At 57.2% G+C, this 26,742-nt stretch carries 24 protein-coding genes; 13 read left to right on the forward strand and 11 right to left on the reverse strand.

Features of this window, described 5'->3' with window-relative positions; all coding sequences use genetic code 11:
- Positions 1-33: 33 nt before the first annotated feature.
- Complete coding sequence (gene mgsA, locus SP68_RS16930; protein WP_008805898.1) at positions 34-492, forward strand: methylglyoxal synthase; 459 nt, start codon at positions 34-36, stop codon at positions 490-492.
- Between the two features lie 11 nt (positions 493-503).
- Here mgsA and helD read toward each other — a convergent pair whose 3' ends face one another.
- Positions 504-2,558: a DNA helicase IV gene (gene helD / locus SP68_RS16935; protein WP_016160584.1), complete on the reverse strand. Its 2,055-nt coding sequence runs from the start codon at positions 2,556-2,558 to the stop codon at positions 504-506.
- 124 nt (positions 2,559-2,682) lie between these two features.
- Between helD and SP68_RS16940 the strand changes: the two genes are divergently transcribed.
- Both SP68_RS16940 and yccS read left to right on the forward strand, forming a co-directional pair.
- A complete protein-coding gene (locus SP68_RS16940; RefSeq protein WP_012542294.1) occupies positions 2,683-3,129 on the forward strand; it encodes a YccF domain-containing protein in 447 nt (148 codons plus the stop codon).
- A 17-nt stretch (positions 3,130-3,146) separates the two neighbouring features.
- Positions 3,147-5,282, forward strand: coding sequence for a YccS family putative transporter (gene yccS / locus SP68_RS16945; RefSeq protein ID WP_008805895.1), 2,136 nt, complete (start codon positions 3,147-3,149; stop codon positions 5,280-5,282).
- A 13-nt stretch (positions 5,283-5,295) separates the two neighbouring features.
- Here the strand turns inward: yccS and SP68_RS16950 are convergent, their stop codons facing one another.
- Positions 5,296-5,892, reverse strand: coding sequence for a TfoX/Sxy family DNA transformation protein (locus SP68_RS16950; RefSeq protein ID WP_012542296.1), 597 nt, complete (start codon positions 5,890-5,892; stop codon positions 5,296-5,298).
- A 350-nt stretch (positions 5,893-6,242) separates the two neighbouring features.
- Here SP68_RS16950 and sulA point away from each other — a divergent pair, with 350 nt between their 5' ends.
- Positions 6,243-6,752, forward strand: coding sequence for an SOS-induced cell division inhibitor SulA (sulA, locus tag SP68_RS16955; RefSeq protein WP_008805893.1), 510 nt, complete (start codon positions 6,243-6,245; stop codon positions 6,750-6,752).
- Between the two features lie 352 nt (positions 6,753-7,104).
- Positions 7,105-8,157, forward strand: coding sequence for a porin OmpA (gene ompA / locus SP68_RS16960; protein ID WP_008805892.1), 1,053 nt, complete (start codon positions 7,105-7,107; stop codon positions 8,155-8,157).
- A gap of 110 nt (positions 8,158-8,267) precedes the next feature.
- Here ompA and matP read toward each other — a convergent pair whose 3' ends face one another.
- Complete coding sequence (gene matP / locus SP68_RS16965) at positions 8,268-8,720, reverse strand: macrodomain Ter protein MatP (protein WP_008805891.1); 453 nt, start codon at positions 8,718-8,720, stop codon at positions 8,268-8,270.
- A 185-nt stretch (positions 8,721-8,905) separates the two neighbouring features.
- On the opposite strand from matP, the gene SP68_RS16970 reads away from it, so the two are divergent.
- Positions 8,906-10,663 (forward strand): AAA family ATPase, encoded by a 1,758-nt coding sequence (locus SP68_RS16970; RefSeq protein ID WP_012968609.1) that lies wholly within the window; start codon positions 8,906-8,908, stop codon positions 10,661-10,663.
- Positions 10,664-10,732: 69 nt separating this feature from the next.
- Positions 10,733-11,251 carry a bifunctional 3-hydroxydecanoyl-ACP dehydratase/trans-2-decenoyl-ACP isomerase gene (gene fabA / locus SP68_RS16975; protein ID WP_012542300.1) on the forward strand — a complete coding sequence of 173 codons (519 nt, stop codon included), beginning with the start codon at positions 10,733-10,735 and terminating at the stop codon, positions 11,249-11,251.
- Positions 11,252-11,319: 68 nt separating this feature from the next.
- Here the strand turns inward: fabA and rmf are convergent, their stop codons facing one another.
- The 6 genes from rmf to rlmKL all read right to left on the reverse strand — a co-directional run bounded on the left by rmf (position 11,320) and on the right by rlmKL (position 19,239).
- The gene (gene rmf / locus SP68_RS26735; RefSeq protein WP_002898396.1) at positions 11,320-11,487 is read right to left on the reverse strand and encodes a ribosome modulation factor; all 168 of its coding nucleotides are present in this window, start codon (positions 11,485-11,487) and stop codon (positions 11,320-11,322) included.
- Positions 11,488-11,740: 253 nt separating this feature from the next.
- Complete coding sequence (gene pqiC / locus SP68_RS16980) at positions 11,741-12,304, reverse strand: membrane integrity-associated transporter subunit PqiC (RefSeq protein WP_008805888.1); 564 nt, start codon at positions 12,302-12,304, stop codon at positions 11,741-11,743.
- Positions 12,304-13,941 carry an intermembrane transport protein PqiB gene (pqiB, locus tag SP68_RS16985; protein WP_008805887.1) on the reverse strand — a complete coding sequence of 546 codons (1,638 nt, stop codon included), beginning with the start codon at positions 13,939-13,941 and terminating at the stop codon, positions 12,304-12,306. Before pqiB ends, pqiC begins: the two co-directional genes overlap by 1 nt.
- On the reverse strand, positions 13,931-15,199 hold the full coding sequence (gene pqiA / locus SP68_RS16990; RefSeq protein ID WP_012542302.1) for a membrane integrity-associated transporter subunit PqiA: 1,269 nt from the start codon (positions 15,197-15,199) through the stop codon (positions 13,931-13,933). The genes pqiB and pqiA overlap by 11 nt, the downstream gene beginning before the upstream one ends.
- 14 nt (positions 15,200-15,213) lie before the next feature.
- Entirely contained in the window at positions 15,214-17,121 is a 1,908-nt protein-coding gene (locus SP68_RS16995) for an ABC transporter ATP-binding protein (protein ID WP_012542303.1), read from the reverse strand.
- A gap of 12 nt (positions 17,122-17,133) precedes the next feature.
- On the reverse strand, positions 17,134-19,239 hold the full coding sequence (gene rlmKL / locus SP68_RS17000) for a bifunctional 23S rRNA (guanine(2069)-N(7))-methyltransferase RlmK/23S rRNA (guanine(2445)-N(2))-methyltransferase RlmL (protein ID WP_040975176.1): 2,106 nt from the start codon (positions 19,237-19,239) through the stop codon (positions 17,134-17,136).
- A 99-nt stretch (positions 19,240-19,338) separates the two neighbouring features.
- Here rlmKL and SP68_RS17005 point away from each other — a divergent pair, with 99 nt between their 5' ends.
- Positions 19,339-20,448 carry a YcbX family protein gene (locus tag SP68_RS17005; protein WP_012968611.1) on the forward strand — a complete coding sequence of 370 codons (1,110 nt, stop codon included), beginning with the start codon at positions 19,339-19,341 and terminating at the stop codon, positions 20,446-20,448.
- On the opposite strand, the gene zapC is transcribed toward SP68_RS17005, so the two are convergent.
- Positions 20,445-20,987, reverse strand: a complete 543-nt coding sequence (gene zapC, locus SP68_RS17010; protein ID WP_012542305.1) for a cell division protein ZapC — start codon at positions 20,985-20,987, stop codon at positions 20,445-20,447. The two genes, SP68_RS17005 and zapC, sit on opposite strands and share 4 nt — an antisense overlap.
- 169 nt (positions 20,988-21,156) lie before the next feature.
- On the reverse strand, positions 21,157-22,167 hold the full coding sequence (pyrD, locus tag SP68_RS17015) for a quinone-dependent dihydroorotate dehydrogenase (RefSeq protein WP_002898303.1): 1,011 nt from the start codon (positions 22,165-22,167) through the stop codon (positions 21,157-21,159).
- Positions 22,168-22,415: 248 nt separating this feature from the next.
- Here pyrD and ssuE point away from each other — a divergent pair, with 248 nt between their 5' ends.
- The 5 genes from ssuE to ssuB are packed head-to-tail and all read left to right on the forward strand — an operon-like array spanning position 22,416 to position 26,660.
- Positions 22,416-22,991, forward strand: a complete 576-nt coding sequence (gene ssuE / locus SP68_RS17020; RefSeq protein ID WP_008805880.1) for an NADPH-dependent FMN reductase — start codon at positions 22,416-22,418, stop codon at positions 22,989-22,991.
- Positions 22,984-23,946 (forward strand): sulfonate ABC transporter substrate-binding protein, encoded by a 963-nt coding sequence (locus SP68_RS17025; protein ID WP_023297328.1) that lies wholly within the window; start codon positions 22,984-22,986, stop codon positions 23,944-23,946. Before ssuE ends, SP68_RS17025 begins: the two co-directional genes overlap by 8 nt.
- Positions 23,943-25,088 (forward strand): FMNH2-dependent alkanesulfonate monooxygenase, encoded by a 1,146-nt coding sequence (ssuD, locus tag SP68_RS17030; RefSeq protein WP_008805878.1) that lies wholly within the window; start codon positions 23,943-23,945, stop codon positions 25,086-25,088. Before SP68_RS17025 ends, ssuD begins: the two co-directional genes overlap by 4 nt.
- Before the next feature lie 10 nt (positions 25,089-25,098).
- Positions 25,099-25,890, forward strand: a complete 792-nt coding sequence (ssuC, locus tag SP68_RS17035) for an aliphatic sulfonate ABC transporter permease SsuC (RefSeq protein WP_008805877.1) — start codon at positions 25,099-25,101, stop codon at positions 25,888-25,890.
- Positions 25,887-26,660 carry an aliphatic sulfonates ABC transporter ATP-binding protein gene (gene ssuB / locus SP68_RS17040; protein ID WP_012542307.1) on the forward strand — a complete coding sequence of 258 codons (774 nt, stop codon included), beginning with the start codon at positions 25,887-25,889 and terminating at the stop codon, positions 26,658-26,660. The genes ssuC and ssuB overlap by 4 nt, the downstream gene beginning before the upstream one ends.
- The last annotated feature ends 82 nt before the right edge of the window (positions 26,661-26,742 follow it).

Genomic DNA, 26,742 nt, shown 5'->3' on the forward strand with positions numbered 1-26,742 from the left:
ATCTGTCTGCAGGTCAAAATGTGGAATGAAAATATGGAACTGACAACTCGTACCCTGTCCGCGCAAAAACATATCGCGCTGGTGGCTCACGATCACTGTAAAGATATGCTGATGAAATGGGTCGCTCGCCATCAGGCGTTGCTGGCGCAACACGTTTTGTATGCCACCGGCACCACCGGTAACCTGGTCTCGCGGGCTACCGGACTGGAGGTCAATGCCATGCTGAGCGGCCCGATGGGCGGTGACCAACAGGTTGGCGCGCTTATTTCAGAAGGCAAAATCGACGTGCTGATCTTCTTCTGGGATCCGCTGAACGCCGTGCCTCACGACCCGGACGTCAAAGCGTTGCTGCGCCTGGCCACCGTCTGGAACATTCCGGTCGCCACTAACGTCTCCACCGCTGACTTTATCATCCAGTCACCGCACTTTAATCAGCCGCTCGATATTCTGATCCCGGATTATCCGCGTTATCTTGCCGAGCGCCTGAAATAACCCACACGTGATTAGGGTTTCCTGGCCACCGGCACATCCAAGGCCTGCAGGATGTCGACAAACGGCGAAGGTTGCGCTTTGTTAAACAACAACCACACCCGATGACGTGCGCGGGTTATCGCCACGTACAGTAGTCGACGCTCCTCCGCATCAGGAAAATCTTCCGGCTGCGGCAGGAGCGCCTGCTCCATGATCGACTCGCGCGCCGGCGCGGGAAACGCATCCTCTCCCTCCTGCAGTCCCAGCACAATCACATAGTCCGCCTGCTGGCCCTTGCTGGCATGAATAGTCATAAAATCAAGCTGCAGATGCGGCCAGCGCGTCGCCGCCTTGTTGAGCGCGTCGGGCTTCAGATGATGGTAACGGGCAAGCAGCAGGATCCGCTGCTCGGGCTTAACGTAGCCGCTCAGTTTATCCAGTAAATCATCCAGCTTATCGTCGGCTAACAGCGTGACGGCCTTTTTATCGCCCGCCGTCAGGCTGTTCAGCGGCTTACTTAACTGATGCGGATTCTGCTGGATAAAGCCATTGGCGATTTCGCCAATGCGGCCGTTAAAGCGATAGGTGGTATCCAACGCACAGCTATCCCCTTCGCCAAAGTAATGATTAAACGCGGTGGTCAGGGAAAGCTGGGCCCCACTGAACCGGTAAATCGCCTGCCAGTCATCTCCGACGGCAAAGAGCGTGGTTTGGCTGTTCTGCCGGCGTAATGCAGCCAGCAGCGAGGCCCGCTGCGGCGAGATATCCTGAAATTCATCCACCAGAATGTGTTTCCATGGGCTGACGAAGCGGCCTTTATCGAGAATATTGACCGCCTGATGGATCAGGCCGGAAAAATCGACCGCATTCTCGGCCTTCAGCGCCGCCTTCCACTCTTTCATCAGAGGCGACATCAGTTTCACCCGTTTACTGAACTGATCGCGTACCGCCTCCGGCGCCCCGGCAATCATCTCTGCCTGGGAGCCGCCGTGCATACGCATCAGGCTGACCCAGCGGTCGAGCCGGCTGGCCATACGCCGCTGCACCTTCTTGTCCTGCCAGAAATCGCCCTCCGGCAGTTGCCAGCCCATCTCCTCTTCCAGCCACAGGCGCCAGCCTTTCGCCTGCGCTTTTTTCTCCTGACACTGCTGCTGCCAGCTTTTCACGAGCAGCGCCTGACGAGCTGCGCTATCGCTTTCCAGTTTGCTGATGGTGGGGACTTTTTTGCTGCCCTGCTGAATAATATGTAGCGCCAGCGAGTGGAAGGTACGCGCGGTGATATCGTCGGATGCAAGACGCTCGCGGATCCGCGCATCCATCTCTTGCGCCGCCTGGCGGCCGAATGCCAGTAACAAAATTTGCTCTGCTGCCGCTTCTCCCCGCGCCAGCAGCCAGCCTGCCCGCGCCACCAGCACCGAGGTTTTGCCGCTGCCCGCGCCCGCCAGCACCAGCAGGGAACGCTCGCCGTTCACCACCGCCCGTGCCTGTGAGGCATTAAGAGGGGACGACTCAACGCCGTCAAAAAAGCCGCGATACTGCTCAAGCATCGCCTCGGTGAAGGCCTGGTTATGGGCCAGGCGTGTCGCTTCAATATCCCCTAACCAGCGCTGACACTCCCGCCACAGCTCCCGACAGTTGTCAAAGGCCTCAAGCCGGCTGGAGGGCATCGGCAAACCAGTCAACGCCTGGCGAATGTTATCCTGCACATCCGCCACCTGCTGACGCGTCAACCATTTGCCTTCCGCACGGGTGCGCTCGATCGTCGCCAGCTGCCGCTTCAGTACGCCAGCGGCGATGTCGCTCATTTCCGCGCTCCACTGCTCCCAGAGCGTTTGTAAATGGTGATAGAAGCGCTGCGTTTCGCTCCACTCGGTACCGTGCAAACGCACGACTTTGCTGTCAGGCAACACAAACTCCAGTTCGCCCCAGACCAGACCGCGCTTACAATGCACTGACAATAACTGATTGAAAGGGATAAGATACTCGTGACGGTCGCCGGAAACCTTTACGCCGGCGTTCAGTAACTGCACCCGATCATAAGGGTGCTGAGCCATGCGTTTGCCCAATGTTGTCGCTTTAAGTTCCATATAATGTCGATTTTCAATCAGGGTGGATTGTTTTTCAGTTTAACCGCCCGGGACCAGGTGCTCCAGCGCAAAAAAACGTTACAATTGTCAGGTCTTATTATCCACAGGGCAAAACCGAGGCTTTATGCGTACCATTCTGAATATTTTGAACTTTATCCTTGGCGGTTTCGCCACCACTCTAGGCTGGCTGCTCGCCACGCTGGTTAGCATCATTCTGGTCGTCACGCTGCCGCTGACCCGCTCCTGCTGGGAAATCACCCGACTCTCCTTATTCCCATACGGTAACGAGGCGATTCATGTGGATGAGCTGGAGCCGGGCCGTAAAAATGGCCTCCTCAACGCCGGCGGCACCGTGCTGAATATTCTGTGGTTCATTTTTTTCGGCTGGTGGTTGTGCCTGATGCATATTTTCAGCGGCATAGCTCAATGTCTGACCATTATTGGCATCCCGGTGGGGATCGCGAACTTTAAAATTGCTGCCATTGCCCTTTGGCCGGTAGGGCGTCGGGTCGTCTCTGTGGAAACCGCGCGTGCCGCACGTGAAGCCAATGCGCGTCGTCGCTTTCAGTAACCGAACGGAACACGGACATGATTAGCCCCCTGCTACGCCGCTATACCTGGAACAGTGCCTGGCTTTATAACGTACGGATCTTTATCGCGCTCTGCGGCACAACGCTGTTTCCCTGGTGGATCGGCGAAGTCAAACTGACCATCCCTCTCACCCTTGGCGTTGTTGCCGCGGCCCTGACCGACCTCGACGACCGGCTGACCGGTCGTCTGCGCAACCTCGCCATTACCCTGGTCTGTTTTTTTATCGCCTCCGCCTCCGTGGAACTGCTGTTTCCGTGGCCGCCGCTGTTTGCCCTCGGCCTGACCGTGTCTACCATCGGCTTTATTTTGCTCGGCGGCCTCGGCCAGCGCTATGCCACCATCGCCTTCGGCGCCCTGCTCATCGCCATCTACACCATGCTCGGCGTCACACTGTACGATCACTGGTATCTACAGCCGTTGTTCCTGCTGGCGGGGGCCGTGTGGTACAACCTGCTGACGCTGTCCGGGCACCTGATTTTTCCGATTCGTCCATTGCAGGACAACCTGGCGCGTAGCTATGAGCAACTGGCTCGCTATCTGGAGCTCAAATCCCGGCTGTTTGATCCTGACCTGGAGGATGAGAGCCAGGCGCCGCTGTACGATCTGGCCCTCGCCAACGGCCAGCTGGTGGCCACGCTCAATCAAACCAAAGTCTCACTGTTGACCCGGCTGCGAGGCGACCGGGGTCAGCGCGGCACCCGCCGTACGCTGCAGTACTACTTCGTGGCCCAGGATATTCACGAACGCGCCAGCTCATCGCATATTCAGTACCAGACTCTGCGCGATCAATTCCGCTACAGCGACGTGATGTTCCGTTTCCAGCGCATGCTCTCGATGCAGGCCCAGGCCTGCCAGAAGCTCTCGCGGGCGATTTTACTGCGCGAACCCTACCAACATGACGCCCATTTTGAACGCGCGTTTATGCATCTCGACGCGGCGCTTGACCGTGTGCGCGCCAGCGGCGCGTCTGACGAGCAGATCAATGCCCTTGGGTTTTTACTCAATAACCTGCGCGCTATCGATGCGCAGCTGGCCACGATTGAATCGGTGCAAACGACCGCGCCTGCCGGGAGCAACACCGAGACGCTGTTGGCCGACGACAGACTCGGCGGGCTGAACGACATCTGGCTGCGTCTGCGGCGCAACATGTCGCCGGAGTCCGCTCTCTTTCGCCACGCGGTACGTATGTCGCTGGTGCTCTGCGCCGGCTATGCCTTTATCCAGTTTACCGGGCTCCAGCATGGCTACTGGATCCTGCTGACCAGCCTGTTTGTCTGTCAGCCGAACTATAACGCCACCCGCCACCGACTGGCGCTGAGGATCATCGGCACGCTGGTGGGGGTGGCGATCGGCCTGCCCGTCCTGCTGCTGGTGCCTTCGATTGAAGGGCAACTGGTGTTGATCGTGCTCACCGGCGTGCTGTTCTTTGCCTTTCGTAACGTGCAGTACGCCCATGCTACCATGTTTATTACGCTGCTGGTGCTGCTGTGCTTTAACCTGCTTGGCGAAGGTTTTGAGGTCGCGCTACCGCGCATTATTGATACCCTGATCGGCTGCGCCATCGCCTGGGCGGCGGTCAGCTTCATCTGGCCGGACTGGAAATTTCGCAATCTGCCGCGCGTCCTGGACCGGGCGATGAACGCAAACTGCCGTTATCTGGATGCCATTCTGGAGCAGTATCACCAGGGCCGCGACAACCGTCTGGCCTATCGTGTCGCCCGCCGTGATGCCTACAACCGTGATGCCGAACTGGCCTCCGTGGTCTCGAATTTGTCGACTGAACCGCGCGCGGATGGCGCCCAGCGCGAGACCGCTTTTCGCTTGCTGTGTCTCAACCATACCTTCACCAGCTACATCTCCGCTCTCGGTGCGCATCGGGAAAAACTGTCCACCCCCGATATTCTTGCCCTGCTGGATGATGCTGTTTGTTATGTTGATGACGCCCTGCACCATACCCCCGCCGATGAACATCGGGTGCAGAAGTCTTTGACCAGCCTGCAAAGCCGGATCCAGCATCTGGAACCGCGCGCGGACAGTAAAGAGCCGCTGGTATTACAGCAGATTGGCTTGTTGCTCGCGCTGCTGCCTGAAATTTGCCGCCTGCAACAACGCGTTCACGCTCAGACAGAATAACGGCGGCTGTCCGCTAGCGGGCTCCAGCCCATTCGAGCAGCTCCTGACGCCGCAGCGTCGGGAGCGCGGCGGCGTGAACGCCGACAATCGCCCCCTCCAGCGCCAGCAAGACGTTGAGCGACAGAGAGGCGTTGTTTTCTCGTAGCCGTTGCCAGGCCTGCTGAGCGCCTACCTCCCGAAGCGTCCTGACATCCGGTATGCCCGCGTGGATCAGCTGCAATTCCATATGAAAGCTGATATTGGGTAAATCCTTCAGACGGCCCGACGCCCGTCGGTGGTTCTTTTCACGCTGCGCACTCTGCCACGACAACAGCGACAGCCGAAAAAGCTGAGTCTCATCGCGCCACAATGCGTCGTCAATTTGATAATACTTCATCGGCACGATGCGCCCATGTCGGCGCAGCGTTAATAAAGGATTGCGATGTTCAACCCGATACGCGGCGCTCTGCTCGCAGGCCCTCAGGTAAATATCGCCCTCTGCCACCATCGCAAACACCGTATCATCAATGGCCAGGCTATAGCCGCCAAAAAGCGGACGAGAATGTAACTGACCCAGCGGCGAGACGCAGGCCTGAAATTGCGGGAACCGCGGACATACTAGTTTTCTCATGATCATTCCTTTGTTAATCATGTAATTAAACTTAAGTTGTTAACGGATCCGCTAAGAGAAAACATAAGGGACTTCCCGAACAGCAGCAAGATGATTTTCGCCGACTTTTCCACCAGAATGCGGTTTTGCGAGACGCTTTCAGAAAATCACTGACGTTGCTGCAATCAACAGGGTGGAAAGAAATCATTAGCCGGCATTAAGGATATCGTTGAGGAGAGGTGCGCATCGCTATAAATCAGACGCGGCGGGAAATGATTAAATTTCAGCCAGCAAAATGGCAAATTGCGGTTGATCTTTTCCCCAGGTAGATATACTGTATATGCATACAGTAACTACAGGCGGGATAGACTATGTTTACTTCAGCTCACGCAAATCGTTCAGCACAGGCTTCTGCTTCTGCAGGCCACTACGCTCATCGTTCTGGCGAACAGACCGCCAATGGGCTGATCAGTGAAATTGTCTATCGTGAAGATCAACCCATGATGACACAGTTACTGCTGCTACCTTTATTACAGCAGCTGGGTCAACAGTCTCGCTGGCAGCTGTGGCTCACGCCGCAACAAAAGCTTAGCCGTGAGTGGGTCCAGTCTGCCGGTCTGCCGCTGTCTAAAGTCATGCAAATTAGCCAGCTGTCACCCTGCCATACCGTAGACTCAATGATCCGCGCGCTGCGCACCGGTAATTATAGTGTGGTTATCTGCTGGCTAACGGAGGAGCTAACCGCGGAAGAGCATGAGCGTCTGGTCAATGCCGCCCAGGAAGGTTGCGCGATGGGATTCATCATGCGCCCGGTGAGAAATCAAGGCACGCTCGGCAGACAACTCAGCGGGCTAAAAATTCACTCAAATTTGTATCATTGAGTGAAATTAGGATTATTCCTGGAATTTTTTTTACCGATGGTAAAGACACAGCGTTTTTCAGGGACTTTTTCGCGCAATGCCTGTCACACGGGGATTTCTGCCTTTTTTCTGCGTACGAAAATCAACCATATTTGTTAAATATTGTGTACACAACCCTTTTTTTTCATATGCCTGACAGAGTTCACACTTGTAAGTTTCGAACTAAGTTGTAGACTTTACATCGCCAGGGGTGATCGGCTTACGCTGCATGTATCAGCATAGTTAACAACAAGTCACGCCCCGGGTGAAGGATTTAACCGTGAGGTCTTTTGTAACTTCATGGCGAATTTTGGATGATAATGAGGCGCAAAAAATGAAAAAGACAGCTATCGCGATTGCAGTGGCACTGGCTGGCTTCGCTACCGTAGCGCAGGCCGCTCCGAAAGATAACACCTGGTATGCAGGTGGTAAACTGGGTTGGTCCCAGTTCCATGACACTGGCTGGTACAACAGCTCTCTGAACAACAATGGTCCAACCCACGAAAGCCAGCTGGGCGCTGGTGCGTTCGGTGGTTACCAGGTTAACCCGTACCTCGGTTTCGAAATGGGTTACGACTGGCTGGGCCGTATGCCGTATAAAGGCGACCAGGTTAATGGCGCATTCAAAGCTCAGGGCGTTCAGCTGACCGCTAAACTGGGTTACCCGATCACTGACGATCTGGACATCTACACCCGTCTGGGCGGCATGGTATGGCGCGCAGACTCCAGCAACAGCATCGCTGGCGACAACCACGACACTGGCGTATCTCCGGTATTTGCTGGCGGCGTAGAGTGGGCTGTGACTCGTGACATCGCTACCCGTCTGGAATACCAGTGGGTTAACAACATCGGCGACGCGGGCACCGTTGGCGTTCGTCCGGACAACGGCATGCTGAGCGTGGGTGTTTCCTACCGTTTCGGTCAGGAAGATGCTGCACCGGTTGTAGCTCCGGCTCCGGCTCCGGCTCCGGAAGTGACTACCAAGCACTTCACCCTGAAGTCTGACGTTCTGTTCAACTTCAACAAAGCAACCCTGAAACCGGAAGGTCAGCAGGCTCTGGATCAGCTGTACACCCAGCTGAGCAACATGGATCCGAAAGACGGTTCTGCAGTTGTTATGGGCTTCACCGACCGTATCGGTTCCGAAGCTTACAACCAGCAGCTGTCTGAGAAACGTGCTCAGTCCGTTGTTGACTACCTGGTTGCTAAAGGCATCCCGGCTGGCAAAATCTCCGCACGCGGTATGGGTAAATCCAACCCGGTTACTGGCAACACCTGTGACAACGTGAAAGCTCGCGCTGCACTGATCGACTGCCTGGCCCCGGATCGTCGTGTAGAGATCGAAGTTAAAGGCTACAAAGAAGTTGTAACTCAGCCAGCGGCTTAAGTTATAACTGATGAAAAAACCCGCCTCGGCGGGTTTTTTTATGCCTTCTCTCCCGCTTTTGCGGTGGTGGGCCCCATATCAGAGTAGCCTCTGACAGGCCGCCGTAAAGACTACTCTTTGCCTAACAGTTCCTGCAGATCGTGTTTCAGGCTCGACATTTTGCTGGCGTACTTCTCTTTATGCTCAGCATCCTCAATCAGCTGCACGATGGTTTCGGACAAGGTTTTACCCCGCCGCTGCGCCAGGCCGGCAAGACGCTGCCAGACGACAAACTCCAGATCGATAGACTTCTTACGCGTGTGCTGATGCTCCGCGTTAAAATGCCGTTTTCGTCGCGCGCGGATGGTCTGCTTCATGCGGTTCATCAGCGCCGGATTCATATGCTGCTCAATCCAGGCATGCACCAGCACAGGTTCATTCTCGAGCGTCAGCAAGTCATCTACCGCAGCTTGCGCAGCGCTGGCCTCAATGTAGCGGGTAATCAGCTCACCTTCCCGGTGCTTCTTTACCAGATATTTCCATTTCCAGCCGCTTTCAAGATTTTCCAGTTGTTGATATTTCATTGCGATCTCAATGTGACCGTGTAACTCATTTCAGGATATCAGTTTTTTCCTGATGTGCTGAATATAAATCATTATTCGTGAGGTGTATGGCCGGGGAATCATCGGGGTAATCATAATCCTCCGTGTGCTCAGTCGCGGCATCAGGTATAATTGCGCGCTTTACATCTAACTAAAAAACAGCGACTTTGACCATTACGAAACTGACCCGAACCGACCTTGCGCCCGATATGGAACCTTATCAGGCGCTGTTTGCCCAAGCTGATCTCTCTCAACCGGCCCCCTCTCTCTCGGGCGATCTGCAGCCGCGTCTGTTCTACGCGCTTGAGCAATTGCTGTGCACGCCGGCAGTCTCCTCCTTCATGCTGGTGAAAGCCCCCGAAGAACCGGAGTATCTGCAATGGCTGACGGCAGAAACCCGTACGCTGCATGAACCTACCGCCCCGCTCTACGGGGTCCGCTATGACGTTGACGGCGCTCGCGTGACGCTCTCCCCGGCGCAACGGGCTGAGGATAATTTTGCCAGCACCGCCCCGGTCGTCGCGGCCGATTGGGTAGAGGCGGAACAGCTGTTTGGCTGCGTACGCCAGTTTAACGGCGACATCACCCTCCAGCCAGGCCTGGTTCATCAGGCCAATGGTGGCGTGCTGGTAATCTCGCTTCGCACACTGCTGGCGCAGCCGCTTCTGTGGGTGCGCCTGAAAAATATGGTGACCCGTCAGCGGTTTGACTGGCTCTCCATCGATGAGTCGCGCCCGCTGCCGGTCAGCATTCCCTCCATGCCGCTGAGCCTGAAAGTCATGCTGGTCGGCGAACGCGAATCGCTGGCGGATTTCCAGGAAATGGAACCAGAGCTTTGCGCTCAGGCGATCTACAGTGAGTATGAAGACACTTTGCAGTTTGCTGACGCCGAGACGCTGAAAGCCTGGTGCCAGTGGGTATGGCAAAATGCCCAGCAGCTGACGCTGCCAGGTCCGGCGGCCGACGCCTGGCCACTGCTGATCGATGAGGGGACGCGCTACACCGGCGATCAGGAGACCCTGCCACTCAGTCCGCTATGGATAGCCCGCCAGCTGCGAGAGGCCGCCGCGTTCTGCGAAGGCGAGGAGATTACTGGCGAAGAAATGCAGACGATGCTGGCACGCCGGGAGTGGCGTGAAGGCTACCTCGCAGAACGAATGCAGGATGAAATCCTGCAGGAACAGATCCTGATTGAAACCGAAGGCGAATGCGTCGGGCAGATCAACGCCCTGTCGGTGATTGAATTCCCCGGCCATCCGCGCGCATTCGGTGAACCTTCGCGCATCAGCTGCGTCGTGCACATTGGTGATGGCGAGTTTATTGATGTCGAACGCAAAGCCGAGCTCGGCGGCAATATTCATGCGAAAGGCATGATGATCATGCAGGCTTTTCTGATGTCCGAGCTGGAGCTGGAGCAGCAGCTTCCGTTCTCCGCTTCGCTGACCTTCGAACAGTCCTACAGTGAAGTGGACGGCGACAGCGCCTCCATGGCTGAACTCTGCGCCTTAATCAGCGCGCTGGCCAATGTGCCGATTAATCAGAGCATTGCGATTACCGGTTCTGTCGACCAGTTTGGTCGCGTGCAGCCGGTCGGCGGTCTGAACGAAAAAATTGAAGGTTTCTTCACTATCTGTCAACAGCGCGGGCTAACCGGTAAACAGGGCGTCATTATCCCTGCGGCCAACGTTCGTCATCTCAGTCTTAGCCATGAGCTCCGTCAGGCCGTTGCCGAAAACCAGTTTGCCATCTGGGCCATTGACGATATTACCGAAGCGCTGCCGATGCTGACCCAACTGATGTGGGACGGTGAAGGGCAGACGCTGCGACAAACCATTCAGGAGCGGATAGCGCAGGCGACCCAGCAAGAGACTCGCCATCGTTTTCCGTGGCCGCTACGCTGGTTAGGTGGGACAAGTTCTAACTGATCGGACTTGTTCAGCTTACACGTGTTAGCTATCCTGCGTCCCGAACTTAAAATAAGGCTTACTGAAAACATGGTAGATAAACGCGAATCCTATACAAAAGAAGATCTTCTTGCCTCTGGTCGTGGTGAACTGTTCGGCGCGAAAGGCCCGCAGTTGCCAGCACCAAACATGCTGATGATGGACCGCGTCATCAAAATGAGCGAAACCGGTGGTAACTATGACAAAGGTTATGTTGAGGCGGAACTCGACATCAACCCGGACCTGTGGTTCTTCGGTTGCCACTTCATCGGCGATCCGGTGATGCCGGGCTGCCTGGGCCTGGATGCGATGTGGCAGCTGGTCGGGTTCTATCTTGGCTGGCTCGGCGGCGAAGGCAAAGGCCGTGCGCTGGGCGTTGGCGAAGTGAAATTCACCGGTCAGGTTCTGCCGACCGCGAAAAAAGTCACCTACCGCATCCACTTCAAGCGCATTGTTAACCGTCGTCTGATTATGGGCCTGGCGGATGGCGAAGTGCTGGTTGACGATCGTCTGATCTATACCGCGAACGATCTGAAAGTCGGCCTGTTCCAGGATACTTCCGCTTTCTGATAATTATCGGCAGCGATTAAAAGGCGAAGCCCCCGCTATGCGGAGGCTTCTTTTTTAAAGAGACAGTGTCAGGCCGTTAGTACCCTGTCCTCCATGGCTTCTCGCCAGCCTCCCAGCCACCATGAGCGTTGATTCAAGCTCTGGTATGGACACATTTCTTTCGATCTCCCCGCGATACCCGCTTGATATCCACGTTGATGTGCCCGTTCCAGGCGATCTCGTTTTTGTCTCTTCATGCCTCGTTTCCCTCATTCTTTGATCTGGTGGAAAAGAAAACAGTGGTCGCAAATTGTGCAGCCACGGGTTACGAATACCGCGAAATGAAGACAACGTCAATGCGCAAAATTCACGCCAGTGTCATATTTGTGACCTATATAAGAGTTCATTTTTTGTTCATTCGGCGCAGCGCTCGGTAACAAACTGACCTGGCAAAAAAAATGCCGCGCGGCTCAGATGAACCACGCGGCATATCACTTTTATGAAATTTACTTATGGCAGACGGTTAAGCTCGCCGGCAATGGCCACCGCCTCCTGGCTCCACGCCTGGGCCAGGGTCTTCACCATCGCGTCATAGCCATCCTGCTGCTGCTTGAGCACGATGTTAAACGGGCGCTTAATCAGCTGTCCCTGATGCTTCAATAGCCACTCGCCGCTGACGATAACCCGCCCGTCGTAGCGCCCGTGAAAGCCATTTACCGCCACATTGAGCGTATCCTGCTCGCTGCCCAAGGGTTGGGACGACACTACCCAGCCCGGCAACTGCTGGCTGAGGTTTGCCACCAGCGTAGTACGCAGCTGCTGGTCCAGCGGGCTGGCCCACAGATTATTATTGGCGATTACATACTGCACATCGGTGGTTTGATAGACCACTCCATTGCCCGCCAGATAATCCGGGATGCTGACCTGCTCAACCCACAGCAGACGTGCCCCCTGGCTGGCGGCGCTCTGCGCGCCGCCTTGCACCACCGGCAACTGGTAATATGTTTTGCTCTCACCGCCGCTACTGCACGCCGTCATCACGCAAACGGCTGCCACCAGTAACCATTTTTTCATTATTTCGCTCCCTTCGGCTGTGGGTCTTTTTTATCCTTCGCCTCAAATACCAGCGCATTGCTCTTATCATTGAGCGTTTTCAGAACCGGCTGCAGCTCACGCAGCACCTGATCCAGACGCTGCATATCGGCCACCATCTTATTGTAGGCCGCGGAGCCCGGCTGGAAGCCCTGCATGCTGCGGTTCAGCTCGCGCAGCGTCGTCTGCATATCGGCAGGTAGCTGCTGCATCGACTGACTGGAGGTGATCTTATTCAGACTATCCAGCGTGGTCTGTACATGCTGCATGGTCTTCTCGCTTTGCGCCAGCGTACTGGTTGCCTGTTCCAGTAGCGGATTGAGCGGCAGGTTATTGATTTTATCCAGCGCATCCATCAGACGCTGCTGGATCTGCGCCAGTCCACCGCTAATGGTCGGGATAATCGGATAGCCGTTAAACTCCTGAATTTTCCCACGCGGCGGCGCTTTCGGATAGAAGTCGAGATCGATATACAGCGCGCCGGTCACCAGGTTACCGGTTTTCAGCGAGCCGCGCAGTCCGCGGTTGATCAGATCGTCAATGTGAGCGCGAATATTCGGATCGCCGCCGAGCTGATTGACCAGACGCTGCGGTTCAACCCGCACTTCCACCGGAATGCGATAGTCATCGTTCAAACGCTGCTTCAGCCCAGGAATAAAGAACGGCACTTTGCCGACGGTTCCCAGACGGATGCCGCGGAACTCCACCGGCGCGCCGGGCTGCAGGCCACGAACCGAGTCTTTGAAGAACATCACGTAATCGATATGCTCGGTAAAGACCGAATCCTGGATGCTCTTCTGATCGTCAAACAGGTGATATTCCGTTTTGTTCGCCACCGGCTCGCCGAGGTCCAGTCCTTCCGGAATATCGAAGCTCACCCCGCCGCCAAACAGCGTCGACAACGAGCCCATCTCGACGCGCATCCCCGCCGCGGTCAAATCAACGGCGATCCCGCTGTCCTTCCAGAAGCGAACGTTAGTGGTCACCAGGCGGTCATTAGGCGCGTTGATGAACAGCTGATAAGTGATATGACGTTTCTGCGCATCAAAGGTGCTGGTTTCCACCGACCCCACGCGATAACCGCGGAACAGCACCGGGTCGCCTGGCGACAGCTGGCCTGCCTTGCTGCTTTCCAGCAAAATCCGGATCCCCTTGGCATCCGGCGAGGCCAGCGGCGGAGAATCCAGCAGCGGATACTGCGCCGGCACCGAACCCTTCGACCCCGGCTGCAGTTCAATATAGGCCCCGGACAATAATGTCCCGAGACCACTGATCCCCTCGCGCCCTACCTGCGGTTTCACCACCCAGAAGACGGAATCGTTATGCAGTAATTTCTGCATGCCGGAATTGAGGCGAGCTTTGATTTCCACGTGGGTTAAATCGTCGGTCAGCGTCGCGCTCTCTACCACCCCAACATCCACGCTGCGGCTCTTGATCCGGGTTTTTCCCCCTTCAATGCCTTCCGCGTTAGTGGTGATCAGCGTGACCTCTGGTCCCTGATGGCTGTAATGATAAAACAGGATCCACGCTCCGATCAGCGCAGTGACGATAGGGAAGATCCACACCGGTGACCAGTTCTTCACCTTCTGCACTTTCGCTTCTCCGCTCTTATTTTCCATGTTGTTGTATTTCCTCATGGCTTGAATCTGGCTCACGATCCCACAGTAAACGGGGATCAAACGTCATCGCTGAAAACATGGTCATCACCACCACCAGCGCAAACATGACCGCGCCGATGGCGGGATAGATATTCATCAACCCTCCCATGCGCACCAGCGCAGAGAGCACGGCGATGACAAAAACGTCAATCATTGACCAGCGGCCAACAAATTCCACCACTTCATAAATCAGATGCATGCGTTCCGAATCGCGCGCGCCGTTGCCGTTAGCATTCCAGCACAGCCAGGCGATAGCGATCATCTTCAGCGTCGGCACCATAATACTGGCGATAAAGATCACCAGCGCCACCGGATAGGAGCCCTCGCTCCACAGTAACACCACCCCGGCCATAATGGTCGACGGCATTTTATCGCCCAGCAGATCGGTGATCATGATCGGCATAATATTGGCGGGAAGATAGAGAATAAATGAGGTCACCAGCAGCGCCAGCGTCCACTGCAGGCTATTTTTACGCCGCGCCGTCCCTTTGCTGTGACAGCGCGGGCAGACGGTCTGGTCGGCCGGTAACACCGCCGTGCAGCAGCCGCAGGAGCGCAGCCCCTGGCGGATCCCGGCTACCCCGACCTTCAGCGGCTGGGTAATCGCCGGCATAGGGGCAATATCATCCCATAGCCAGCGGCGGTCGACGCACTGGAAGGTGCGTAACTGCAGCAGGCAAAACATGCACCAGGGAATAAAGCTCAGGCCGATGCCGATATCGCCGTAGGCCATCAGTTTGACGAAGCTCACCAGCACGCCGGCAAGAAAGATCTCCGCCATGCCCCAGGTCTTGAGGTGAAACAAAATGCGCGCCAGAAACGCCTTCAGCCCAGCGGGCATCCTGACCCGATTGACCAGCAGCAAAATGGTGACCAGACAAAAGGCCGGTACCAGTTGTACAAAGAGCAAAAAGAAGGTGCCGAGGCTGGCGTAATCCTCGGTAAACAGCACGTTGGGAATTTCCAGCAGCGCTATTTCGCTGCTGATGCCACCCACTTTCATATAGATAAAAGGAAACAGGTTGGCCAGCAGCAGCATAAACAGCGCGACCAGCGCGTAAGCCGTGGGACGCTGGCGAGGCGCGTCCCACGTGGTGGTTAACGTTGTACCGCAGCGCGGGCAGGCGGCTTTCTGGCGATGCTCAAGCTGCGGCAAAGCCACCAGCAAATCACATTGGGGACATAAAATATGTCGCGCAGCATGATGGTGATCGCACATGACAACTCCTCGGCTCAGGCGCCGTTCTTTAATCCTTCGAGATATTCCCAGCGTTCAAAGGCGGCTTCCAGCGCCTGCTCCGCTTCGGCCAGCTGCGCCAGCACTTGCTGCGTACGATCGTGCGATTGGCCAAAGAAGTCAGGATCGGCTACCTGCTCCTGCAGCGTTTGCAGTTCGGCCTCAAGCGTTTCCAGCTTCTGCGGCAGTTGCTCCAGCTCGCGCTGCAGGTTATAGCTTAGTTTGTTCCCGCCGCGTTTGACAGTTTCTGCTTTTGGCTGAGCGACTTCCGTCGTTTTTTTAACGATCGTCTGCTTTTGCGCCAAAGACTGGGCCTGCTGACCGCGGGCGTCGTGATAACCGCCGACGTACTGACCAATATGGCCGCCGCCTTCGAAGATCCAGCACTCGGTCACGGTATTGTCGACAAACTGACGATCGTGGCTGACCAGCATCACGGTGCCCTGATAGCCATCGATCAGCTCTTCCAGCAGCTCCAGCGTTTCGACATCAAGGTCGTTTGTCGGTTCATCGAGAATCAATAAGTTACTGGGTTTCAGGAACAGTCGCGCCAGCAGCAGACGGTTACGCTCCCCGCCGGACAGCGCGCGGACTGGCGTCATCGCCCGTTTCGGATGGAACAGGAAGTCCTGCAGATAGCCCAGCACGTGCCGCGGCTTACCGTTAACCATCACCTCTTGCTTACCTTCGGCGAGGTTATCCATCACCGTCCGGTCCGGATCCAGCTCTGCACGGTGCTGGTCGAAGTAGGCGACTTCCAGCTTGGTGCCAACGTGGATCCGCCCGCTGTCGGCCTGCAACTGGCCAAGCATCAGCTTCAGCAGCGTGGTTTTCCCGCAGCCATTGGGGCCGATCAGGGCAATCTTATCGCCGCGCTGGATTTGCGCGGAGAAATCTTTCACCAGCACTTTGCCGTCAACCTGATAGTTGACGTTCTCCATTTCGAAAACGATTTTGCCGGAGCGCGAAGCCTCTTCCACCTGCATCTTCGCACTGCCCATCACTTCCCGGCGCTCGCCGCGCTCGCGACGCATCGCTTTCAGGGCACGAACGCGGCCTTCGTTGCGGGTACGACGCGCTTTAATCCCCTGGCGGATCCACACCTCTTCCTGGGCCAGCTTGCGGTCGAATTCAGCATTCTGCAGCTCTTCAACCCGCAGCGCTTCTTCTTTATCCAGCAGATACTGATCGTAATTGCCCGGATAGGTCACGAGCTTGCCGCGATCGAGATCGACGATGCGCGTCGCCATGTTGCGGATGAAGGAGCGGTCGTGCGAAATAAAGATAATGGTGCCTTTAAAGCTTTTCAGGAACCCTTCCAGCCAGTCGATAGTTTCGATATCGAGGTGGTTCGTCGGTTCATCCAGCAACAGCACGCGCGGCCCGCTGACCAGGGCACGGCCCAGCGCCGCTTTACGCAACCAGCCGCCGGAAAGCGAAGCCAGCTGCGCGTCGGCGTTAAGACCAAGCTGCTCGATCACTTCATTGATGCGGCTATCCAGCTGCCACAGGCCCAGGTTATCCAACTGTTCCTGCAGACGGGCCAGTTCATTTAAATTTTTGTCGCTCGGGTCGGTCATCACCTGATGCGAAACATCATGGTAGGCCTTCAGGTAAGCGGCCTGTTCGGCGATCCCTTCGGCGACGAAATCGTACACCGTACCGGCAACGTTGCGCGGCGGATCCTGCTGCAGACGCGCGACGATCAGATCCTGTTCATAAATAATACGCCCGTCATCCAGCCCCTGTTCACGGTTAAGGATCTTCATCAGGGTCGATTTACCGGCGCCGTTGCGCCCAACCAGACAGACGCGTTCGTTATCTTCGATATGCAGTTCAGCATTATCCAGCAGCGGCGCATCGCTGAATGAAAGCCAGGCGCCGTGCATACTAATCAGTGACATTCTTTATTCCTTTCAGGCTGCAGTAATCAGCCAGCAGTTGTGGATCTGACGGTTGCGGGCAAAATCCTGCGACAGCGTTTTTTGCGAAATCTCTTGCGCCTTCAGGCCAAGCGCCGCCAGCCCGTCATGATCCATACGGAAACCGCGTTTGTTGTTCGAGAACATAATGGTGCCGCCTTTACGCAGCAGACGTTTCAGATCGGTCATCAGGCGAATATGATCGCGCTGCACGTCAAAGGCATCTTCCATTCGTTTGGAGTTAGAGAAAGTCGGCGGATCGATAAAGATCAGATCGAACTGCTCGGTGCTTTCCCGCAGCCAGCCCAGCACGTCAGCCTGCATCAGGCGATGCGCACGACCGGTCAGGCCATTGAGACGCAGGTTGCGCTCCGCCCACTCCAGATAGGTACGCGACATATCCACCGTGGTCGTAGAGCGCGCGCCGCCCAGACCGGCGTGGACGCTGGCGCTGCCGGTATAGGAGAACAGGTTAAGGAAATCCTTACCCTTGCTCATCTGGCCGAGCATACGACGGGCGATACGGTGGTCAAGGAACAGACCGGTGTCGAGATAGTCGGTAAGGTTAACCCACAGACGCGCGTTATACTCCCGTACCTCGATAAAGTCGCCCTTCTCCGCCATCTTCTGGTACTGATTTTTCCCCTTCTGCCGCTCGCGGGTCTTCAGCACCAGTTTATTCGGCGCGATCCCTAACACAGCGATAGTCGCGGCGATAATATCAAACAGACGCTGGCGCGCTTTGTGCGCATCGACGGTTTTCGGCGGCGCATACTCCTGGACCACCACCCAGTCACCGTAGCGATCGATCGCCACGTTATATTCCGGCAGATCGGCATCGTACAGGCGATAGCATTCAATGCCTTCCTGACGGGCCCACTTTTCAAATTTCTTCAGATTCTTACGCAGACGGTTGGCAAAATCTTCCGCCAGCATCGCCGGCTTGCCGCCTTCGCTTTCCGCCAGGTGATAGTTTTTCTGTATGCAGTCCAGCGGGCCGTTCTTCGCTTTGAACTGTTTATCGGCACGCAGCTGCAGGCAGCTCAGCAGTTCCGGCGAGGCGCTGAACACCGACAGGTTCCAGCCGCCAAACTGACTTTTCATGATCCGGCCCAGCAGGCTGTGCAGGGCAATCAGCGCCGGCTCGCTTTCCAGGCGCTCGCCGTACGGCGGGTTGCTGATCACGGTGCCGTACGGGCCTTTCGGCAGCGGGTTATTCAGCTGGGCGACGTCTTTTACTGCAAAATCGATCAGCTCGCCGATGCCGGCGCGACGGGCGTTGCGGCGCGCGCGCTCAATGACGCGCTCGTCGACGTCAGAGCCATAGAAGCGCGACCCATAGGCCGCCAGCCCCTGGCGGGCGCGGGTTTGCGCTTCCGCCTTCACCTCTTTCCAGATAGCGTCATCGTGCTGCGCCCAACCGCCAAAGCCCCAGTGGCCGCGGTGCAGACCCGGCGCACGATCGGTCGCCAGCATCGCCGCTTCAATCAGCAGGGTACCGGAGCCGCACATCGGATCGAGCAGTGGCGTACCCGGTACCCAACCAGAGCGCATGACGATCGCCGCCGCGAGGTTTTCTTTGATCGGCGCCATACCGGTACCATCGCGGTAGCCGCGCAGATGCAACCCTTCCCCGCTCAGATCCAGGGAGATATGCGCCGTCTCTTTGTTCAGCCAGACGTTGATCCGCAGATCGGGCGACTCACGATCGACATTCGGGCGCGGCAGGTTTTTACGCGTGAAGCTGTCGACGATGGCGTCTTTAACTTTTAATGCGCCATACTGGCTGTTGCGGATCTCGTCATTGAGGCCGCTAAAATGTACCGCGAAGGTGGCGCCAGGGTTGAACATCTCCGTCCACGGAATGGCCTGTACGCCGAGGTACAGATCCAGATCGCTGTATACGCGACACTCGCCCAGCGGCAGCATGATGCGCGAAGCCAGCCGGCTCCACATCAGGCTTTGATACAGCAGGCGCGTATCCCCCTGAAAATGGACCCCGCCCTGGACGACCTGGCAGTCCGTCGCGCCAAGTCCTTCCAGTTCAGTTTTTAACAGCTCTTCCAGCCCACGAGCCGTACTGGCAAACAGAGAATTCATATCGTCACTTTTACTTAAAGAAAATTGGTGCGCATTATAGCCAATATGTGCCCTATGTCATAAAGTTATAGGCTTATTTTTGGAACCCGGAGGCAGCGTATGGTAACGCTCTCGCGACTTTTTATTCATCCCGTTAAATCCATGCGCGGCATGGGCCTGACCCACGCCTTTGCTGATATCAGCGGCCTGGCCTTCGATCGCCTGTTTATGGTCACCGAAACCGACGGGACCTTTATTACCGCCCGTCAGTTTCCGCAAATGGTAAAATTTATTCCGGCGCCGCTGCATGATGGCCTTCACCTGACCGCGCCGGACGGCAGCAGCGCCGTGGTGCGTTTTAGCGATTTCGCCCTGCAGGCCGAGCCCACCGAAGTCTGGGGCAACCATTTCACCGCCCTTATCGCACCCGCCGCCGTTAACCAGTGGCTCAGCGGCTTTTTCAAGCGCGATGTCCAGCTGCGCTGGCTGGGGCCGCAGTTAACCCGCCGGGTGAAGCGCCACGATGCGGTACCGCTCTCCTTCGCCGACGGCTACCCGTACCTGCTGGCTAACGAGGCCTCGCTGCGCGATCTGCAGCAACGCTGCCCGGCCAGCGTAAGCATAGAACAGTTTCGTCCTAACCTCGTGGTCACCGGCGCGGCCGCCTGGGATGAAGATAGCTGGAAAGTGATCCGCGTCGGCGAAGTGGTGTTTGACGTCGCTAAGCCATGCAGCCGCTGCATTTTTACCACCGTCAGTCCAGAGCGCGGGCAGAAGCATCCCACCGGGGAGCCGCTGGAAACCTTAAAGCGTTTTCGTACTGCGCTGGACAATGGCGATGTCGATTTTGGCCAGAACCTGATTGCCCGCAACAGCGGGGTGATCCGGGTGGGTGATGAAGTCGAAATCCTCGCCCGCGGCCCGGCGAAAGCCTACGGCGCCGGCGAGAGCGACGATACTCCGGCCCCGGAAGCGCAGCAGCAAGCTACGGTTGCCATCGAATGGCAGGGTCAACAGTTTAGCGGGAATAACCAGCAGGTGCTGCTGGAGCAACTGGAGCAACAGGGCATTCGCGTACCCTATTCGTGTCGGGCAGGGATCTGCGGCAGCTGCCGCATTCGGCTGGAAGAGGGCGAAGTCAGCGCGTTAAAGAAAAATGCGGTCGCCGGGGACGGCACCATTCTCGCCTGCAGCTGCGTACCGAAAACGGCGCTGCGCCTGGCGCCTTAAACCGCCTGTCCCAGGCTGTAGCTGACCGCGCTCTGCGCCGGCTGCAGCCTGTCGTTCATGATTTTAATAACGTCGCCTAACTGCATCACGCGCCCGGCAAGGGTGAGACCCGGCTGGGCCAGCAGACAAAGCGCGGCGTTATCTCCCGGCTCCACCACCAGCAAATTCACCTGCTCCCCGGTATCGCTCAGCCAGACGCAGGCGGCGTCGCCGCCGCTCGGCTGCCACTGGTGGGGATGAGCGATAAAGTGCCAGCTTTTCGGCATCTGCGGTTTGAGAAAACGGATCGCGGTTAACGCATTGAGGACTAATTCCGCTCGCTGTTCTTTCGACAGTTCGAGATCGCGACATTTTTCTTCAAAGGAGAAATAGAGCGCGGCGTCATCGACGCAGAATCCCGACGGCGCAAAGGCATCCGGGGTCAGCATTCGCCGGGCGAAGCGCGAGCGAAATAACATGCCATTGGCCAAATCGAGCATCATACGGTCGTGCTCTTCATCGTAATACCAACGCCAGTTATCGTCAGGTTTAATGCGCATTTTTCCCCCTGTCCCCTTTCATACGCCTCTGCAAAGTTGTTGCGACTTGCCGCAGAATATTTTCTAAAATTAAGAAAAGTCTAAAATGTTTAAATAAGCAACAGTGAGGGAATATAAAACAACCAGGGCCGGAAATAAAGCCCTGGGTGGGTTTCAGCGGAGGAAAAGATTAGATGTGGGTAACAATTTCTTTAATCAGCGGCGGACCTTTAAAAATAAATCCGGAATAGATCTGCACCAACGATGCTCCGGCGGCTATCTTTTCTCGCGCAGCAATCACCGAATCAATACCGCCCACGCCGATGATAGGCAAACGACCATTCAGCTCAGCGGAGAGCATACGGATAATTTCAGTGCTCTTTAATTGTAATGGACGACCGCTAAGCCCACCGGTCTCATCACAATGTTTCATTCCCTGAACCAGAGAACGATCGAGGGTGGTATTGGTTGCAATTACCCCATCAATATTATGACGCACGAGGCTATCGGCAACCTGGATCAATTCCTCTGGTAAAAGATCCGGCGCGATCTTCACGGCGACCGGAACATATTTCTGATGCTTTTGCTGCAGCTCAAGCTGCTTATTTTTAATACCGGAGAGTAAATCATCGAGCGCTTCACCGTATTGCAGCGTACGCAGCCCCGGGGTATTCGGTGAGGAGATATTAATGGCGATATACCCGGCGTAAGGATAGACTTTTTCCATACAAATCAGGTAATCATCTTTACCGTGCTCCACCGGCGTATCTTTATTTTTGCCGATATTGATGCCCAGCACGCCGTCAAAATGCGCCTTTTTCACGTTCTCAACCAGGTTATCAACGCCATGGTTATTAAAGCCCATGCGGTTGATCAACCCCTCGGCATCCACCAGACGGAAGATCCTCGGTTTATCGTTGCCCGGCTGCGGACGCGGGGTGACGGTGCCGATCTCAATCGAACCAAAACCCATCGCGCCCAGCGCGTCAATGCATTCCCCATTTTTATCCAGCCCGGCCGCCAGACCCAGCGGATTTTTAAAGGTCAGCCCCATGCAGGTAACGGGCCTGGCCGGTACCTTCTGGCGAACCAGCATTTCCAGCGGCGTCCCGGTGACACGGCGTAATTGTTGAAAGGTAACTTCATGAGCGCGCTCAGGATCGAGCTGAAAAAGGGCTTTACGAACGAAGGGGTAGTACATGAACTCTCCTGGATTCCCGGTGTGCAAACCGGGGGCGTATTATGTGCGATCCGCAGCTGAAAGGGAATTGACCTGCGACAAAAAATCACCCATCAGCGCAAACGATTACCTCTCCCCGCGCCGTTATGCGCTTTTCGGCTATCTAACGGTGGATAAATCATTTAGGGAAATAATGGTGCTCTGTCACACTCACTGCAAATGTTATCAATTATAGATAAATGCAAACATTTAGTTATAAGGAGAGAGAGATGCGCGTCATTACGCTTGCGGGCAGCCCGCGTTACCCTTCCCGTTCCAGCGCCCTGCTGGAATATGCCAGAGAGACGCTCACCGCCGCCGATATCGAAGTCTGCCACTGGCATCTGCAGAACTTTGCCCCGGAAGACCTCCTGTACGCTCGCTTTGACAACCCGGCGCTACAAACGCTCAATGAGCAACTGGCCGGGGCCGACGGTCTGATTATCGCCACGCCGGTGTATAAAGCCTCGTTTTCCGGCGCCCTGAAAACCCTGCTCGATCTGCTTCCTGAGCGCGCGCTGGAGGGCAAAATCGTGCTACCGCTGGCCACTGGCGGCACCATCGCCCACATGCTGGCGGTGGACTACGCTCTGAAACCCGTCCTGAATGCCCTGAAGGCCCAGGAGATCCTCCATGGCGTCTTCGCCGATGACAGCCAGGTCACGGATTACCAGCATAAGCCGCAGTTCACCCCTAACCTGCAGCGGCGCCTGGATGAGTCACTGGAGACCTTCTGGCAGGCGCTGCATCGTCCCAGCAGCCGCGCCCCGTCGTTAACGTCTCTGCGTGGGGTGGAACATGTTTAATCCTCTCCGCGCGCTGACCCTCGGCGGACTGCTGTTGTTCTCCGCGCTGGGCCACGCCGCCCCGGCGGCGCCCGATGCCCTGCGCATTGGTTATCAGAAAGGCAGCGTCAGCATGGTGCTGGCGAAGAGCCATCAGCTGCTGGAGCAGCGCTATCCGGGCACCCATATCTCGTGGATTGAATTCCCGGCCGGTCCGCAGATGCTGGAGGCGCTGAACGTCGGCAGCATTGACATCGGCAGTACTGGCGACATTCCGCCTATCTTTGCTCAGGCGGCGGGCGCCGATCTGGTCTATATCGGTTCGGAGCCGCCCAAGCCCAAAGCGGAAGTCATCCTGGTGGCGCAAGGCAGTCCTATTCACAACGTTGCCGAATTAAAAGGGAAAAAGGTCGCTTTCCAGAAAGGTTCCAGCTCCCACAATCTGCTGCTGCGCGCCCTGCAGCTGGCGGGCCTGAAATTTAGCGATATTCAGCCGGTTTACCTTGCCCCCGCCGATGCGCGCGCCGCCTTCCAGCAGGGTAATGTCGACGCCTGGGCCATCTGGGATCCGTACTACTCCGCCGCGCTGCTGCAGGGCGGCGCCCGGGTACTCACTGACGGAACCGATCTGAAACAGACGGGATCGTTCTATCTTGCTTCCCGCCCCTACGCTGAACGCAATGGCGCTTTCATTGAAGGCGTACTCGATACCTTTACTCAGGCCGATGCCCTGACCCATAGCCAGCGCGCGCAAAGCATTACGCTGCTGGCGAAAACGATGGGATTACCGGAAGCGGTGATCGCCAGCTATCTGGACCATCGTCCCCCCACCTCAGTAACCCCGGTGAGTGCCGAAACCGCCGCTCGCCAGCAGCAGACGGCCGACCTGTTCTATGAGAACAAGCTGGTGCCGAAAAAAGTTGATATCCGGGCCCGTATCTGGCAGCCCGTTGCCGCACAAGGAGCGAAATCATGAGTCTGAATATGTTCTGGTTTTTACCGACCCATGGTGATGGTCGTTATCTGGGCACCGAAGAGGGCGCCCGTCCGGTCGATTACGGCTATCTGCAGCAAATCGCGCAGACGGCGGATCGGCTGGGGTTCACCGGCGTGCTGATCCCGACCGGACGCTCATGTGAAGATGCCTGGCTGGTTGCGGCCTCGATGATCCCGGTGACGCAGCGGCTGAAATTTCTTGTCGCCCTCAGGCCTAGCGTGGTGTCGCCGACGGTAGCCGCCCGCCAGGCGGCGACCCTGGACCGACTGTCAAACGGCCGGGCGCTGTTCAATCTGGTCACCGGCAGCGATCCCGCCGAGCTGGCCGGCGACGGCGTCTTCCTCGACCACACCGAGCGCTATGAGGCCTCAGCTGAATTTACCCACATCTGGCGCAAGCTGATGGAGGGAGAAACCGTCACCTTTAACGGCAAGCATCAGCGCGTTCGCGACGCTAAGCTGCTGTTCCCGCCGCTCCAGCAGCCCCGTCCACCGCTCTATTTCGGCGGATCGTCTGACGTCGCGCAGGATCTGGCCGCCGAGCAGGTCGATCTCTATCTCACCTGGGGTGAACCGCCGAAGCAGGTGGCAGAGAAGATTGCTCAGGTCCGGGAGAAAGCGGCCCGGCATGGGCGCCGGGTGCGTTTTGGCATCCGTCTGCACGTGATCGTGCGGGAAACCAACGAGGAAGCCTGGCAGGCGGCGGACAGCCTTATCTCCCACCTTGATGATGAAACGATCGCCCGCGCCCAGGCGGCCTTCGCCAGAACCGACTCCGTCGGTCAAAAGCGAATGGCGGCGCTGCACAACGGTCGACGCGATCAGCTCGAGATCAGCCCCAACCTGTGGGCCGGCGTCGGCTTAGCGCGCGGCGGCGCCGGTACTGCGCTGGTGGGCGATGCCGCCACCGTTGCCGAACGAATCAATGAATACGCTGCGCTGGGTATTGATAGCTTTATCTTCTCCGGCTATCCGCATCTGGAAGAGGCGTATCGGGTCGGCGAGCTGTTGTTCCCCCTGCTCGACGTCGCCGTGCCGTCTATCCCGCAGCCGCAAAACCTGCGCCTGCAGGGGGAAGCGGTCGCCAACGAGTTTATCCCGCGTAAAGTGGCGCAAAGCTGAGGAGACACTGATGGCAAAATCAACCCATCCCCTGTTGTTACGCCTCGCCCCCTGGCTGCTGCCAGTGGGGACGGTCATTGTCTGGCAGCTGGCCTCGTCCGTCGGCTGGCTCTCGACGCGGGTGCTTCCCTCGCCGGAGGGGGTATTGAAAGCGTTCTGGACGCTCTCGGCCAGCGGTGAGCTGTGGCAGCATCTGGCCATCAGCTCGTGGCGGGCGCTGGTCGGCTTCGCCATCGGCGGCTCCATCGGGCTGGTGCTCGGCCTGATCAGCGGCCTGTCACGCTGGGGCGAGCGTCTGCTGGACACCTCGATCCAGATGCTGCGCAATGTCCCGCATCTGGCGCTGATCCCGCTGGTAATTCTGTGGTTCGGCATCGACGAGACCGCCAAGATCTTCCTTGTGTCGCTGGGCACCCTGTTCCCGATCTATATCAACACCTGGCATGGGATCCGTAATATCGACCGTGGGCTGGTAGAGATGGCGCGCAGCTATGGTTTATCCGGCTTCGCGCTGTTCCGTCACGTGATTTTACCCGGCGCCCTGCCCTCAATTATGGTCGGCGTGCGTTTCGCTCTTGGCCTGATGTGGCTGACGCTTATTGTCGCTGAAACCATCTCGGCGAATGCCGGTATCGGTTATCTGGCGATGAATGCGCGTGAATTTCTACAAACCGACGTGGTGGTGGTCGCCATCATTCTTTACGCCATCCTTGGCAAACTGGCCGATGTCTGCGCCCAGCTGCTGGAACGGCTCTGGCTGCGCTGGAACCCGGCGTATCATCTTCAGGAGGCTAACGCATGAACACTGCCCGTCTGACCCCAGGTATCCCGCTGCTGCTGAACGGGGTGACGAAACGCTATGGCGATAACACTATTCTTAACGAGCTGGATCTGCATATTCCCAGCGGCCAGTTTGTGGCGGTGGTGGGCCGCAGCGGCGGCGGCAAGAGTACCCTGCTGCGCCTGCTGGCGGGTCTGGAAAAACCGAACGCTGGCGAGCTGCTGGCGGGCGCGACACCCCTGGCGGCGATCCAGGACGACACCCGGATGATGTTTCAGGATGCGCGCCTGCTGCCGTGGAAAACGGTGATTGATAACGTCGGGCTGGGGTTAAAAGGCGCCTGGCGCGACGCCGCCCTACAGGCATTGGCCAGCGTCGGACTCGAGAGCCGTGCGCAGGAGTGGCCGGCGGCGCTGTCAGGTGGGCAAAAGCAGCGCGTTGCGCTGGCCCGCGCGCTGATCCATCGCCCGCGCCTGCTGCTGCTGGACGAGCCGCTGGGAGCGCTGGACGCCCTCACCCGTCTGGAGATGCAGGAGCTGATCGTCTCTCTGTGGCAGGAGCATGGTTTTACGGTCCTGCTGGTGACGCACGACGTCAGTGAAGCGGTGGCCATGGCCGACCGGGTGCTGTTAATTGAAGAGAAGAAAATTGGCCTCGATTTGAACGTGGATATTCCGCGACCGCGGCGCACCGGGTCGGCGAAGCTGGCCGAGCTGGAGGCAGAGGTGCTGGATCGGGTGATGAAACGCGGCGACAGCGAGCGTGCGCCGCGTTTGTTTAGTCATGGCTAACTAACGTCCCCGGCCCGCGCTTCGCTCGGCCGGGCTACCAAATCGCACAGCGCTGTAGCCCCGGTAAGCGAGAGCGCAACCG

The sequence above is a fragment of the Klebsiella variicola genome, from assembly GCF_000828055.2.
GTDB classification, from domain to species: Bacteria; Pseudomonadota; Gammaproteobacteria; order Enterobacterales; family Enterobacteriaceae; genus Klebsiella; species Klebsiella variicola.